The following is a 13,493-nucleotide window of genomic DNA, read 5'->3' as shown; positions in this document are numbered from 1 at the left end:
TATGAACATCATTGATTTCCCTTCTCGTCAGCAGCAGGTCATCTCGTCCAGCCCGGCGGTCCAACAGACGACGCAGCCGTCTGTGGACGTCGCCGGCAAAACCCACCGTGCCTCGACGTTACACGCGTCATTGGGCGACAAGGGCAACCTTGCAACGCTGGGCGTCAAGCTCTATGAGATCGCCGCACGCCTGGCCGAAAACCCCACTGCCGAAATGATCAAGACCACACTTCAAACCACGCCTATGGCCGTGCGGCCTGAATCATCCGACGCCGCAGCACTGGGTAGCACGGTCAATCTCGCGGCATTTATTCAGGGCAAGGGACTGGGCTTGCCGTATAACCTGTTTTCGCTGACATCCCTGGCCGACGCTGTGAGCGACCGGGCCTTGCAGCACCCGCTTGGCAACTTGAGCGGCGCGCTCTCATGGCCGAATCCGTTGAGCCCGGATCAACAGCGCAGGATGCGCGACATCACCCAGCGGCATGATCATGCACAGGGTGAGCAGCCGCTGGTGATGCAGACCAAAGGGGTTCTGGACTTTCTCAGTTACCCCAACACGCTTTCCCCTGATGAGTTGGTTGACCCGGTCAAGGCGCTGAACACGCTGATCGGCTCCGCCGCAGCGCAGCGCTTGGGACAGACGCTGCAACACGGACTGGGTGGCATCGCCACCGAGAACAGCGCGAATGACTATCTGCTCGCGGCAATCAATCTGCACCTGGACCCTGAATCAATCTCCGCGCCGCACCGCAATAAAGTGGCCGGCTTTGACTTGATGCAAGAGCAACATTGGGGCGAGCCTGCCGCGGTGGTGGTCGAGGGCCTGCGCCAGCATCTGATCACCCAGCGCAAAAGCAGCCCGCTGATGGCCAACGCTGGCGCTTATTTGCTGTTGGCAAACAAGGCCCCCGAGTTTCTGGTCAAGGACCTGCCCGGCAACCTCACGTACGGCAGCCCGGCGTGGGTCAGCCTGTCGGTGGCGGCGGCGACGATTGAGGCACAGTCGCCGGGAACGGTTGCGAACATGACATTCGCCCAGGTCATGATCCGGGCAGAACATGCGGCCATGGTCGATCCCGTGATGACCGAACGTGCGCGCAAAACGGCGCTGGCAGATTGGGGCGTGGCCAATGGTGTGATCGAAAGACGCGGCGATGATCAATACTCGAGCGAACAACTGGACAGTGTCAGGGCGACGTTCAATGTCCGGCTTGGCCAGCGCTTGTCGGCTTCACAGGCATTGAATCAAGCGATGCCGATGCGCAGAGACATCGCGCTGGCCAAACTCGTCGAGCGGTTTGGCGACCTTGGCGCGTTGTTTGAAGAGAGGCTGTTAGCCACGCACAACTACGCTGGGCCGGGGCACCGCACATCGCTGGTGGGGGACCATTCGTTGCTCGATATCGCAATGATGGATTTGCCCAGCCCGGCGCCATTCGTCTCGGCGGATAATCGCCTGCCGCTGGCAGCCTTGAATGCCAATCCCAGGTTTGGTGTGACCGAGGCGTTCGATCAGCAGTTCGACACATTCATCAGCGGCAAAAAATCCGCCATCGGCATTACGGTCAAACACCTCATTGCACAATTGCCTTTGGAGCATCGACGTAATGTCGAGTTCGGCAAAATCACCCTGTTTCAGCAGACTTCCCACACGCTTGGGCTGGATTTCACCTCAAAAACGCGAGGCCCGAAGCAACCGCGGTTGCTGGTAAAGACTGAGCGAAACGGCGTGGCCTCGGCGTATGAGATCGATTTTCACAACGGCACGGTACAACCTGCACAGCTCTACAAAGCCCGCGAGCAACGCTCAAGGGACGCCAATCGGGTACGGGAGACCAAGGTATTCACACCCGCCGAAGCCGTAGGCGAGCTAAGTCGCGAGCGGACCTCGGGAACGGCGCCGCCGGACAGTTTCAACAGTGCGCGAAGCGAAGCGATCGCTGCTGCATTCGTCGAACATCTGGCGCTGGATGACCCTGCCATCAAGGAAGAGGCCAGGGGCAAGACCACCGGAGACCGCCAGCATGACAGGGCCAAGGCGTTTGAAACGTTTTTGCTGAACCTGGTGCCGCTGCGATCGGCCATTGTCAATTTCCAGAATGGCAACTACGGCGACGGCGCGATGGACCTTGCGTTGGATGTACTGGGTTTTCTCACGGCGGGCCTGGCCACCGCCGGCAAAGTCGCCAAGATCGGCGCGACGGCCATTTCCACTGCAAGCAAAGCGCTGCGTGCGACCAAGGTAATCGGCACCGCCGCCATCGGTGCGTTCGATCCACTGGGCGGGTTTGGTGATCTAGCAGTGGGTAGCATCAGCTTCGCGGTTGCAAAAGGCAGCGCCGCGATCAATCGGCTGCGGGGTGCCACGGGCAGCTATGACGTGCTCAAGGCCATGAGCAAAGACTATGACGCTGCGGCCATTGGCACGTTCAGCGTGGCCGAACGTCGGGTGGATGGCGCGGCGGTACTCAAGGACGGCCGCTGGTACGCGTTCGATGCCGACGCAATGCAACCTTACGGCAGCCCTCTCGAAGATTTCACCGCGCATACCCGGGCCGTGGACGGCGCAGTCAGCACGGCGCATATCGAGCACGCCAGCGAATTGGATAATGCGCAGTATCGGCAATTCAAGGTGGCGGAGTCGAACCTGGATGGGCTGACGCGCAATAGCCAAGGGGTGTATGTCGCCGCCGATGGTCACCGTTCCCATATCCGCCATACCGACAGCAGCGGCGACACCGCCGTCTATGAAGTTCGCCAGGTGACACGCACTGAAGAGGGCGTGGTGCAGGCGCGGATTTATCACAATAACCGGCAAACCGAGCTACTGGTCCAGCATGTTCAGGGTGACCAGTGGCAGCACCTCGCCGCGTTGGGCGGCGCCCACATTGACGCCACGCACCTGCGCGCATGGGAGGCGCTCTCCAGCCAGGAGCAGCAGCGGCTCACGCTGAAGGGGTTTGCGAGGCAGCACCGCTTGAACCTGCCGACCCTGACGTATTACGTGCAGCCCGACGGAACGTTGAGTGCCGCAGGCGTGATCGTACGCGACCGCGCGGCAGGTGCGCCCTCGCGCACGCTGACTCCCCACCATCTGCGTGATTGGCAGGGCATGACCCAACAAGCGCGGGATGCGGCAACCATGGAAGGATTCGCCAGCCTCCATCATCTTGATGTGGGCGACTTCAAATCCTGCGTCAAACACACCGGCGGCCTGCTGCCACGCGGCGAAGCGCTGTTGTTCAGGGCCGGCGGCGGCAAGTACAACCAGCTGACTGACGATCATTTGCTGAAGTGGCACCGGCTCTCCCGGCAACCGAACAATCGGGTGACCCAAGAGGCGTTCCGGCGACAACACACGCTCAATCCAGTGGACTGGAAAGCTCATGTGTATAGCGATGGCTCCTTCAACACCTCGGGGGCGCGACGTCTGAGCAGGGCGCAGGAAAACCTGGCTACCCAGCCGGCTGCCAGGTTTCCTGCCCCAGGCGCGACGCGCAAACGGCCTGCACCGGATAACATGCCCCCGGCGCAGGATGCCCCACTGGATTTGTCCAAACCCGCCGACGGCGATCCTCCGGCCGCTGCGGCGATTATCAAGACCGAGCCGGAGGTTGTCCCGTTGCGCACGCTGGGGACCCATTCGGTGGATAATACGCTGCCGATTTTACAGGACCCGGCCAACCCCAGGCTCAGCTTGACCCAGGCGATTGAAGGGCCGATCGATGATATTCGCATTGCGCATTGGTATGGGTTGCTTGACGGGTTGGAGCCGGCGCAGAAAAAGGTGGTGGCCGACCGGATCAAAGACTCGATCAAGGACTGGCTGCGAAGCGAAGGCAGCCATGGGCCGCGTTTCGACCAGATGCTTGAAGTGGTGACGCCGCTGGATGACGGCGGGCCAGCCCGTGGTGCTTCGGTATGGGCACGGCGAGACATCGCGCAATTCGAAGTGCTCGGCCCTTACGCCGGCAAATATCATGCAACCGACGCCTCCCTGTTTCAGGAGCAGCGCAAGCAAGGCTCGCGGGCAGTGCTGACGTACCTGTTCGGCACACGCTCGGGCACGCGCTCGGTGAGTGCCTTGAACAGCGGTAATACTCTGAGCCTGGTGAACACGTCACAATTGAGGAATGGGCCTGCGTGGCAGAGCAACAACGTGATTTCCATCGCCGTGGGCAAGAACCTGTCGTTTTATGTGGCGCTCAAGGACATCAAGGCCGGCGATGAGTTGTTGCTCGACTATGGCCCGCTCTACGACGTGACGCCGGGGTTAGTGCCCAAACAGGAACCTGCCGTCTGAGGTTGTGCGGCGAGACCTTCAAGGCTCGCCGCACAACAGGGTGCCGGGCTCAGAGGCTAAAATCACCTTCCGACACCAGCTCGCTCAACGGCCGGCGCGGGCTTGGCGCTTCACGGCTTTGCAGGTACTCCGGCAAGGTCGATTTATCGCCCAGCTTGCCAACCGCCACGGCCGCATGCAGCGCATAACCGTCTGGAATCTTCAGCTCTTTGCGGGTCAGCTCCTGATCGAAGCCGGCCATGCCGTGGGTGTGCCAGCCGCTGATACTGGCTTGCAACGCCAGGTGGCCCCAGGCCGAACCGGTGTCGAAGGTGTGCCACAGCGCTGGGGTTTCTTCGGTGGCGCCGGGGGCGGTGAAGTCGGTTTTCGACGCGATGATCACCAGAGCCGACGCGTGTTGCGCCCAGCCACGGTTGAATTCATTCAGCAAACCCAGGAAACGCTCCCAGTCCGGCGTGTCGCGGCGCGCGTAAAGAAAACGCCATGGCTGCGAGTTGTAGGCGGACGGCGCCCAGCGCGCGGCTTCAAAGAAACTCAGCAGGGTTTCTTGGGAGATGGTTTCGCCGGTGAAGGCGCGGGGTGACCAGCGGTCGGTGAACTGGGGATCGATCGGATAGTCGGCAACACGTGTCATGGAGCAGTTCCTGATCGTCAATTCGGCGTTCAAGGCTACTGCGCGCTCACTAGACTGACAAGTGGTGTTACACCGCCAGTCGTAAGCGCTTGGCCCCAGGGGCCGTGGGCACTAGACTGACGGCCTTTTCACCTACCGATACTGATGTAGAGCCATGGCCGCCAAAGTCGAACCTTTCTGGATACGCAAAACCCTTGAACACCTCGATCAGGAGGAGTGGGAGTCGTTGTGCGACGGCTGTGGCCTGTGCTGCCTGCAAAAGCTCGAGGATGAAGACGACAACAGCGTCTATTACACGCGTATCGCCTGCAAACTGCTTGACCTGAAAACCTGCCAGTGCACCGACTACCCCAACCGTCGTGCATCGGTGCCGGACTGCATCCAGCTCACCCCGGGCCAGGCGGATCAGTTCAAATGGCTGCCGCCGACCTGCGGCTATCGCCTGGTCAGCGAACGGAAGGACCTGCCACTGTGGCACCACTTGGTCTGCGGCGACCGCGATGCTGTGCACCAAGAACGCATTTCCCAGTCCGGGCGCATGCTCAGCGAAGGCAGCGTGCCCGAGGACGACTGGGAGGACTACCTGATTTTTCGTGCCGGCTGAAAAGGAGTGTGTATGAAAGGGGGGCGGTTGGGGGTGAGCCTGGTACTGCTGGCGCTGAGCATGCCAGCGTGGAGCGCGAAGAAAGTTGACTTGGATTATCACGTCAAACTCCTGCCCCAGAGCGATCAGGCCGAGGTGCGCGTAAGCCTGTCACAGGGCTCGGCAGTGCGCAGCCTGAACTTCGACCTCGGCCACGACGGTGACTACAGCGACTTCAAGGCCGACGGCCGATGGAGCATCACTGAGCACCGTGGCCTGTGGCAACCCAGCGCCAACAAGGCCAGCCTGACCTACCGCGTGCGCCTCACCCACGCGCGCAAGCCCGGCACCTATGAAGCGCGCATGACGCCGAGCTGGGCGCTGTTTCGCGGTGAAGACCTGGTGCCGACGGCGCGGCTCGACCAGCAAGACGGTGTCGAGTTGGTCTCCCGGCTGGTGTTCGAACTGCCGGCTGGCTGGAAAAGCGTCGAAACCGCATGGCCGCGTATCGGCAAGAACAAATTCCGCATTGATAACGTCTCCCGCCTGTTCGACCGACCCACCGGCTGGATGCTCGCCGGCACCCTCGGCAGCCGTCGCGTGCGCCTGGGCGAGACTGAAGTCAGCGTGGCCTCGCCCAAGGGCCAGGCCATGCGGCGCATGGATGTGCTGACGTTGCTGACTTTTGTCTGGCCCCAAGTAGAAGCAGCGTTCCCGCGTCGTCCGGCCAAGCTGCTGGTGGTGGGCGCCAGTGACCCGATGCGCCGTGGCGCGCTGGCGGCGCGCGACTCGATTTACCTCAACAGCCGCACGTCGCTGGTCGGTGAGAACGGCATCAGCCCGTTGATCCGTGAAGTGGTGCAGGCGATTGGGCGCTTCAATGATCACGACGCCAGTGACTGGGTCAGCGAGGGGTTGGGCGAGTATTACGCGATCGAACTGCTGCGCCGAGCCGGAGGCATTACCGATGAGCGGTATGAGGCCATCCAGGCGCGCCTGGCGAAGGAAGGCAAGGACGTGACCAGCCTGCGCGGCGAGCATGTCAGCGGCGCGACGGTGGCACGGGCGGTGATGGTGTTACAGGAGTTGGATCGCGAGATTCGGGTGAAGACTCATAACAAACGGTCGCTGGATGACTTGTCTCAGGCGGTGATGCGCGCGAACAGCATCACCACTGCGGAGTTCGTAAAGCTGGCTGAGAGCATTACTGGCGAGCCCTCAGTGGTGCTGGACAGCAAATTATTGCGTTGACGGAAATCATTGTGGGAGCTGGCTTGCCTGCGATAGCGGTCTATCAGCTACTGAGCCAGCAACCTGACACACTGCTATCGCGGGCAAGCGCGCACATTTAACCGAGTTCGGCTGGACTACTTGGTTGCTTTTTCAGCCGCCACTTCCGCCTTGGTCTTCAAGTTCTGCAACTCTTCCCCGGCCCGCTCGATCTTCGCACGCACCGTGTTCATTTCCTGGCGGCCCTGTGCAAGTTTGTCCTTGAGCGAACTGTGCCCGGTGAACCCACGCGCCAGCGCCACGCCGCCGATCGCCACTTGGATCAAGCCGAAAATCCCGCCACGGCGCAGGCCTTTGCCCACCATCATCACGCCACCGGCCACCGAGCCGATGCGCTCCCAACCGTGTACGTTTTGCTGCGGCTGCGTTTCAAACGGGGCGTGTTCGATGATAGGACGCAAGGTTTTGCTGTCGCTCATGATCTGTCTCCAACGTGGGCTAGTGATATGTAGCTGACTGCTGGCACCTGCCGGATGTTCCGGAAAAATCAATACTTGGGGCCCGAACGGGTGTTGTTGCCCTTGGCCAGTCGATCGTAGAGCACCACGTTGACGGTGGCGGCGAGGTTCATGCAGCCGGTGGTCGGGATGTAGACCACGTCTTCGCACCAGTCGCGGATATCTTTGTCTAGGGAGCCGTCTTCCGGCCCGAAGATGTACAGCGCGCGGTCGGGGTGGGTGTATTCAGGCAGCGCGCGAGCACCTTCCACCAGCTCCACAGCGACAGGGATGCAGCCCAGGGGCAGGATCTTTTTCAGGTCATCGATGCCGATCAGCGGAATGTCGTGGTGGACTTTCTTGGTGTCGGTGATGAAATCCCGGGCGCGCGCGTAGCGCACGCCGGTGTAGAACACCGAGGCCACGCCGTAGCAGCCGGCGGCACGCATGACCGAGCCGACGTTTTCGGGGGATTTGGGGTTATACAGACCGATGCAGCTGTAGCGTTTATTGCCCACGGGGAAGGGTGCCTTAAAAAGGCAGCATTATAGCGGCAAGCTACAAGCTGCAAGTTAAAAGCGGAGCGGCTTTTTCTTGCAGCTTGCAGCTTGATGCTTTCAGCCGTCTTTCTTCATAAGGCCAGCCAACGCCGCAAACGGATTATGCGTCGCCTTGGCAATTGTCGGGCTGCTGGTGGAGCCTTCGCCGAAGTACTGCTGGTCGGTGTAGCGCGAGTGTTCGTTGTCGTGGCAGTACAGGCACAGCAACTCCCAGTTGGAACCGTCCTGGGGATTGTCATCATGATTGTGGTTGCGGTGGTGTACGGTCAGCTCACTCAGGCGTTTGCCGGCGAACTCACGGGCGCAGCGGCCGCACACGTGGGGGTACATTTTCAAGGCTTTGTCGCGATAGCCCATTTCCCGGTCGCGCTGGGCATCGGCGAGGATACGATCCAGCTTGGCGGTGTGGGAGGGCGGATTGGTCGAGCTCATCATGGCTCCTGGCTATTGGGTGGTTCACGGATAAGGTTGATTCTAGCCGCTTGCGTTGTAAATGACCGCTTCACTTTGTCGATAAGGAGCTCAATATCATGCGTCTGCAATCATGGACTGCTGCGTTGTTGCTGTGTGGGGTGGTTGCCCAGGCCCAAGCGTTCTCCACGCCAAAACCCGGCCAAGTGATCGAGGTTGCACTCGAACACTTGCACCCGACCCAGGGCGTGGTGGGCTTCGACCAGATCTACTACAGCCTCGGGCTGTTTGCCGACAAACCCGCCAAGGTCTTCGATGAGTACTGCGAAACCAACGGCCAGGGCGAAGCTGACAAGGTGCCCAAGAACGCAGACCTGCACAAACCCTCCAGTTTCACCTGCAAGGACCCGGTGGGCACCCATCCCGATGACATGAAAACCGTGGTGCTCGGCCCCGCTGGCCAGCTGTACCTGACCGACGGTCACCACAGTTTCACCACTTTATGGGAAGTGCCCGGCGGTGGCCCTCGGTTGAAGATGTGGGTCAAGGTTACCGACGACTTTAGCAACAGCCCGACTTTAGCGAGCTTCTGGCGGCGGATGGAGGCAGCGCGCAAAGTCTGGCTCAAGGACAACAGGGGGCAGACGCTGCCGCCCGAGCAGTTGCCCGCGCACCTGGGCTTCAAAAACCTGCAGGACGACACCTTCCGCAGCCTGGTGTATTTCACCCGTAAGGCGGCCTATGGCAAGCCGGAGGCTGGGGAGATCGCGCCGGAGTTCCTGGAGTTTTACTGGGGCAACTGGTTGCGTACGCAGATTGACCTGGCCGCGTTCAACCTGAACAAGAAAGGCGGCTACAAAGATGCGATTGAGGCTGTAGCCAAGCGCATGGTCAGCCTGGCGCCGGGGTCGCAGGTCGGGGATAGCGGTTTTACCTCTCATCAGTTGGGTGGCATGACCAAGCTCGACCGGGATGAGCTGGAAAAGACCTTCGACAAAAAAGTGCCGTACGTGATCGATTACCGCAATTCTCGAAACTAATTCCGATTAAAAATGTGGGAGCGGGCTTGCGGTGTGATCAACCCTTGAGCTTCTCCGCAATCCAGATGGTGTGCCGGGTGCCCTTGTTGCCATGGGCAAACACCTGCACTTCCTCGGCTTTGAAACCGGCCTTGCGCAGTTTGTCGCTGAACAGCTTGTCGGCGCTGGCCGACCATACGGCCAGCACGCCTTTGGGGCGCAGGGCCTTGGCGCAGGCGGCCAGGCCTGCGGCGGAGTACAGCCAGCTGTTGGCTTTTTGCGTGAGGCCTTCGGGGCCGTTGTCGACGTCCAGCATGATCGCGTCAAAGCCCTGGGGCTCGGCTTGCAGCACCTTGGCTACATCTTCCATACGGATCACCGTGCGCGGATCCAGTAGCGGGCGGCCGGATTTTTCTCCCAGCGGCCCACGGTTCCATTCCACGACGCCCGGCACCAACTCCGCAACAACCACTTCGGCGGTTTTGCCCAGGTGCTTTAGGGCTGAAGCCAGGGTAAACCCCATGCCCAACCCGCCGATCAATACCCGCGAATCCGGGCGACCGGCGACTTTGCAGCAGGGGATTTGCGCCAAGGCATCTTCGGAACCGTGCATACGCGTGTTCATCAACTGGCCGCCGTCACCGCCCTGGATCTTGATGACAAAATCTTCACCGTATTCGAACAGGCACAAGGCACCGCCGTTGTCGGGGATCGGGGTGGTGTCGAGCAGAACGAAACGTTTCATGGAAATCTCATTGGGAAGGGCATTCTTGCGCGGTTGGGAGTAGCCTTGTGACATTCCGGTCAGGCCATGGAGCCATCGATGAAGTGCAGCATTCTAACGGTCATTGTGTTGAGCGCGCTCGCATCCGGTACAGCGCAGGCTCAGGAGTTGCAAACCGTACCGATTGCGCCGGCCCCTACGCCAGGTGCACCGGGCACGCCGACGCCGACGCTGTACCCGCAAGTCACCCCACCGGCCATGCCCAAGACTAACGGCTCGCCGCCCCTTGTGCCCATCGTGCTGCCGACGCCGCCGAAGGACCAGACGGTACCCGGCCTGCAGCAGAACGACAGCAAACCGAAGACGCCCGGCGGTTAAAACTGTTGCGATAGCAGCTGCCCATCGGCCATGCGCAGGCGCTTGGACAGGGCGATGGCAATCGCACGGATGATCTTGGCGGCAACCCTGGGGGTTTCGTTGAGCATCTTTTCCAAGGCGTCCTTGCCCAGGTTGAGCAGCACGCAGTCACTGGCGGCCACGCAACTGGCGGAGCGCCGCTCGCCGTCAAGCACCGCCATTTCACCAAAGGCCCGGCCACTGCGCAGGGTGGCGATGGTCAGGCGTTGGCCGTCGCTATTGGTTTTTTGCACCGCCACCTGGCCGCTGTGGATGATGCACATGAAAGTACCGGCATCGCCCTCGAGAAAAATCGCTTCGTCACGGGCAATGCTGCTGATGTTGAAGTAGCCGGCGGCGACGTGAAAATCTTCCGGAAACAGCGGGTCGAACAGGCCGCAGTCCATGAGCATGTCGCGGATTTCGTCGTTGAGAAGCGTGGGTAGTGTCATGGCTGCAATCTTGATCCATCAATCATGTAGGGCGGTCCTGTGTTCAGACAGAACCGCCGCACTAAGTTCCTTAAACCAGCCCCAATACCTTGAACACAAAGCCATATTCGAGTGCTACGTCACGTAATCCCTGGTAACGACCACTCATGCCACCGTGGCCGGCGCCCAATTCGGTCTTGAGCAGCAGCAGGTTGTCGTCGGTCTTGGTAGCGCGCAGCTTGGCCACCCACTTGGCCGCTTCCCAATATTGCACGCGGCTGTCGTTGTAGCCGGCGATCACCAGCATGGCCGGGTAGGCCTGGGCGCTGACGTTTTCATACGGCGCATAGGCCTGGATGCGCGCATACACCTCGGGCTCTTGCGGGTTGCCCCACTCGTCGTACTCGGTGATGGTCAGCGGCAACTCCGGGTCGAGCATGGTGTTAAGCACGTCGACGAAAGGCACTTCGGCAATCGCCGCCTGGAACAGCTCCGGACGCTGGTTAAGTACGGCGCCGATCAACAGGCCGCCGGCACTGCCGCCGCTGATTGCCAGTTGTTTGGAGGTGGTCAGGCCCTTGGCGATCAAGTGCTCGGCGCAGGCGATAAAGTCGCTGAAAGTGTTCTGCTTGTGCTCCTGCTTGCCATTGCGGTACCAGGCCTCGCCCAATTCACCGCCGCCGCGCACATGCGCAATGGCGAAGGCCACGCCACGGTCGAGCAGGCTCAGGCGTGCGTGGGAAAACCAAGGGTCGAGGCTCGAACCGTAGGCGCCGTAGCCGTACAGGTACAGCGGCACAGGCTTGCCCAACTGGTCGCGCTTGACCACCAGGCTGATCGGCACCTGTGTGCCGTCCGCCGAGGTGGCCCACAGGCGCTGGCTGACGTAATCGTCGGCATTGAACACGCCAAGCACCGGGGTTTCCTTGAGCACCTGCTGTGCGCCGTTGGCCAGTTCCAGCTGGCGAACCTGGGCCGGGCGGTTAAGCGCCTCATAGCGCAGGCGAATCTTGTCGCTGACAAATTCCAGGCTGTTTTGAACGTAGAGGCTGTAGGCGGCGTCGGGCAATTCCACCCGATAAGCCGGCACGCCTTGCGGGTGAACTTCGATCACGGGCAGCCCACCAATGCGTAGGCTCAGGGTCATGGCGCTGGCATTCAGGCTCACGCCGTCGAGCATGACGTCATCGCTGTGGGGGATCAGGTTTTGCCACTCTGCCTCGGTCGGCACGTCGCCAATGTCGGTCGCCACGAACAATGCGTAGTTGATGCCATCACGGTTGCTGCGGATAAACCAGGTCCACGCGCCATTCAACTGACCGTGGTCGACATCGTATTCATGGTCTTCGACCCGTGGCGCCAGGCAGGTAAAGTCCAGTTGCGGCTGGTCGGCGTCCAGCGCCCAGATTTCGCTGGTGGTCTTGCTGCCCAGGGCCAGCAGCAACTGGCGCTCGGAGCTGGAACGGTAGCAATGCAGGAAGAAACGCCCGTCCGGCTCATGGAACACTTCCTGCGCCGCCGTCCCATCCAAGCGATAGCGGTAGAGTTTGTGCGGACGGTGGGTGTCGTCCAATTCGCCGAAGAACAGGGTCAGGCTGTCATTGGCCCAAGTCATGCTGCCGTCGCAGTCCTGGAACTCCAGTTCACTGACCTTGCCGTTGGCCAATTCCTTCACGTACAGGGTGTAGACCTCTTCACCGCTGGTATCCAGGCTGTAGGCCAGGCGCTGGTGGTCGGGGCTGATGCTGAACGCGCCGAGGGAGAAGAAGCCGCCATTGGCGAGCACGTTCGGGTCGAGCAGCAATTCTTCGCTGCTGTCATCCACCTGATTGCTGTCGTCATCCGGGCGGCGGCAGCGGTAGTGGCGGGCGTATTCGTCACCGGCGGTGGTGCGGGTGTAGTAAAGATACGGTCCCCAGGGGGAGGGCAGCGACAGGTCAGTCTCGAGAATGCGCCCCTTGATCTCCTCGAACAGGCTTTCGCGCAGGGCCTGCTGGTCGGCGAGCTGGGCTTCCTGCCAGGCGTTTTCGGCCTTGAGGTAATCGAGTACCTCAGCGCTGTCACGCGTTTGCAGCCAGGCGTACGGATCTGGGCCTTGGGCCTTGCGGGCAATCGGGGGTGTCGACATAGGCATGGATTATTCTCTATCTGGCAGACGGTGGCAGGCATTGCAGCCGCGACACGCAAAAGCCGTTATCATAGCCGCCTGTTTGCCAACCTTGCCATGGACACCATGACCGAGAACGACTATCTGACTGCTTGGGGCCTTTACGCCTTCGCTGCCTTGGGCTGCCTATTGGTGTGGTGGCGCATGACCCGCTGGATCTGGCGCTGGCTGCGCGAGCCGTTGCAATTGCTGATGGCGGTGCTGCTGCTCAGCCCGACCATCGTCGATCCGGTCAAGACCCAGTTCGCGCCGGCCGTGGCGATAACCGCCCTGGACCTGTTGCTCAAGGTCGGCAACAACGCCTGGCGGGCCATTTCCGATTTGTTCATGTACACCATGATTGCCTTTGGCGTGTACCTCGTGATCGTGTTGATCCGCTGGCCCATCGAGCGCGCCGCCAACGCTCGCCGTGAGCGCAAGGCCGCCGCCGATGCGGCATTGGCCGCTGAACCTGAAAGCGATGACGATGACGTACCTTTCCGCCGTCCTGAGCCTGTGAGCGGTATGCGGGTCGAACCACGCCTTTAACGTTGTA

13 protein-coding genes are annotated in these 13,493 nt (G+C 61.1%); 6 read left to right on the top strand and 7 right to left on the bottom strand.

Annotation, left to right across the window (positions count from 1 at the left end):
- Position 1 precedes the first annotated feature (1 nt).
- Complete coding sequence (locus AACY08_RS20530) at positions 2 to 4,306, top strand: SET domain-containing protein-lysine N-methyltransferase (RefSeq protein ID WP_339471190.1); 4,305 nt, start codon at positions 2 to 4, stop codon at positions 4,304 to 4,306.
- A gap of 49 nt (positions 4,307 to 4,355) precedes the next feature.
- Here the strand turns inward: AACY08_RS20530 and AACY08_RS20525 are convergent, their stop codons facing one another.
- On the bottom strand, positions 4,356 to 4,940 hold the full coding sequence (locus AACY08_RS20525) for a nitroreductase family protein (protein ID WP_339471189.1): 585 nt from the start codon (positions 4,938 to 4,940) through the stop codon (positions 4,356 to 4,358).
- 154 nt (positions 4,941 to 5,094) lie between these two features.
- Here AACY08_RS20525 and AACY08_RS20520 point away from each other — a divergent pair, with 154 nt between their 5' ends.
- Together AACY08_RS20520 and AACY08_RS20515 are read left to right on the top strand one after the other, a co-directional pair.
- On the top strand, positions 5,095 to 5,544 hold the full coding sequence (locus tag AACY08_RS20520; RefSeq protein WP_049709459.1) for a YcgN family cysteine cluster protein: 450 nt from the start codon (positions 5,095 to 5,097) through the stop codon (positions 5,542 to 5,544).
- A gap of 12 nt (positions 5,545 to 5,556) precedes the next feature.
- Positions 5,557 to 6,774, top strand: a complete 1,218-nt coding sequence (locus AACY08_RS20515) for a hypothetical protein (protein ID WP_339471188.1) — start codon at positions 5,557 to 5,559, stop codon at positions 6,772 to 6,774.
- Between the two features lie 116 nt (positions 6,775 to 6,890).
- On the opposite strand, the gene AACY08_RS20510 is transcribed toward AACY08_RS20515, so the two are convergent.
- From AACY08_RS20510 to AACY08_RS20500, 3 genes are all read right to left on the bottom strand, one after another.
- Positions 6,891 to 7,232: a YgaP family membrane protein gene (locus tag AACY08_RS20510; protein WP_339471187.1), complete on the bottom strand. Its 342-nt coding sequence runs from the start codon at positions 7,230 to 7,232 to the stop codon at positions 6,891 to 6,893.
- Positions 7,233 to 7,300: 68 nt separating this feature from the next.
- Positions 7,301 to 7,768, bottom strand: a complete 468-nt coding sequence (locus AACY08_RS20505; RefSeq protein ID WP_339471186.1) for an RNA methyltransferase — start codon at positions 7,766 to 7,768, stop codon at positions 7,301 to 7,303.
- 99 nt (positions 7,769 to 7,867) lie between these two features.
- On the bottom strand, positions 7,868 to 8,242 hold the full coding sequence (locus AACY08_RS20500; protein WP_057723014.1) for a YajD family HNH nuclease: 375 nt from the start codon (positions 8,240 to 8,242) through the stop codon (positions 7,868 to 7,870).
- 98 nt (positions 8,243 to 8,340) lie between these two features.
- On the opposite strand from AACY08_RS20500, the gene AACY08_RS20495 reads away from it, so the two are divergent.
- Positions 8,341 to 9,261 (top strand): ParB/Srx family N-terminal domain-containing protein, encoded by a 921-nt coding sequence (locus tag AACY08_RS20495; protein ID WP_339471185.1) that lies wholly within the window; start codon positions 8,341 to 8,343, stop codon positions 9,259 to 9,261.
- A gap of 37 nt (positions 9,262 to 9,298) precedes the next feature.
- Here AACY08_RS20495 and AACY08_RS20490 read toward each other — a convergent pair whose 3' ends face one another.
- On the bottom strand, positions 9,299 to 9,985 hold the full coding sequence (locus AACY08_RS20490) for a hypothetical protein (protein ID WP_339471184.1): 687 nt from the start codon (positions 9,983 to 9,985) through the stop codon (positions 9,299 to 9,301).
- Positions 9,986 to 10,063: 78 nt separating this feature from the next.
- On the opposite strand from AACY08_RS20490, the gene AACY08_RS20485 reads away from it, so the two are divergent.
- On the top strand, positions 10,064 to 10,342 hold the full coding sequence (locus AACY08_RS20485) for a hypothetical protein (RefSeq protein WP_339471183.1): 279 nt from the start codon (positions 10,064 to 10,066) through the stop codon (positions 10,340 to 10,342).
- On the opposite strand, the gene AACY08_RS20480 is transcribed toward AACY08_RS20485, so the two are convergent.
- Positions 10,339 to 10,812 (bottom strand): cyclic nucleotide-binding domain-containing protein, encoded by a 474-nt coding sequence (locus tag AACY08_RS20480; RefSeq protein WP_339414893.1) that lies wholly within the window; start codon positions 10,810 to 10,812, stop codon positions 10,339 to 10,341. The genes AACY08_RS20485 and AACY08_RS20480 overlap by 4 nt on opposite strands.
- Before the next feature lie 70 nt (positions 10,813 to 10,882).
- A complete protein-coding gene (locus AACY08_RS20475) occupies positions 10,883 to 12,925 on the bottom strand; it encodes a S9 family peptidase (RefSeq protein WP_339471182.1) in 2,043 nt (680 codons plus the stop codon).
- 24 nt (positions 12,926 to 12,949) lie between these two features.
- On the opposite strand from AACY08_RS20475, the gene AACY08_RS20470 reads away from it, so the two are divergent.
- Positions 12,950 to 13,486: an MFS transporter gene (locus tag AACY08_RS20470; RefSeq protein WP_339414891.1), complete on the top strand. Its 537-nt coding sequence runs from the start codon at positions 12,950 to 12,952 to the stop codon at positions 13,484 to 13,486.
- Positions 13,487 to 13,493: the final 7 nt, after the last annotated feature.

The sequence above is a fragment of the Pseudomonas sp. EL_65y_Pfl1_R83 genome, from assembly GCF_963970695.1.
Taxonomy (GTDB): Bacteria; Pseudomonadota; Gammaproteobacteria; order Pseudomonadales; family Pseudomonadaceae; genus Aquipseudomonas; species Aquipseudomonas tritici.
This window is presented reverse-complemented; position numbering and strand designations above follow the sequence as displayed.

Bases quoted from the DNA above. Each gene is read 5' to 3' on its own strand.
- AACY08_RS20530 (WP_339471190.1), top strand. From the start codon at position 2: ATGAACATCATTGATTTCCCTTCTCGTCAGCAGCAGGTCATCTCGTCC.
- AACY08_RS20525 (WP_339471189.1), bottom strand. From the start codon at position 4,940: ATGACACGTGTTGCCGACTATCCGATCGATCCCCAGTTCACCGACCGC.
- AACY08_RS20520 (WP_049709459.1), top strand. From the start codon at position 5,095: ATGGCCGCCAAAGTCGAACCTTTCTGGATACGCAAAACCCTTGAACAC.
- AACY08_RS20515 (WP_339471188.1), top strand. From the start codon at position 5,557: ATGAAAGGGGGGCGGTTGGGGGTGAGCCTGGTACTGCTGGCGCTGAGC.
- AACY08_RS20510 (WP_339471187.1), bottom strand. From the start codon at position 7,232: ATGAGCGACAGCAAAACCTTGCGTCCTATCATCGAACACGCCCCGTTT.
- AACY08_RS20500 (WP_057723014.1), bottom strand. From the start codon at position 8,242: ATGAGCTCGACCAATCCGCCCTCCCACACCGCCAAGCTGGATCGTATC.
- AACY08_RS20495 (WP_339471185.1), top strand. From the start codon at position 8,341: ATGCGTCTGCAATCATGGACTGCTGCGTTGTTGCTGTGTGGGGTGGTT.
- AACY08_RS20490 (WP_339471184.1), bottom strand. From the start codon at position 9,985: ATGAAACGTTTCGTTCTGCTCGACACCACCCCGATCCCCGACAACGGC.
- AACY08_RS20485 (WP_339471183.1), top strand. From the start codon at position 10,064: ATGAAGTGCAGCATTCTAACGGTCATTGTGTTGAGCGCGCTCGCATCC.
- AACY08_RS20480 (WP_339414893.1), bottom strand. From the start codon at position 10,812: ATGACACTACCCACGCTTCTCAACGACGAAATCCGCGACATGCTCATG.
- AACY08_RS20475 (WP_339471182.1), bottom strand. From the start codon at position 12,925: ATGCCTATGTCGACACCCCCGATTGCCCGCAAGGCCCAAGGCCCAGAT.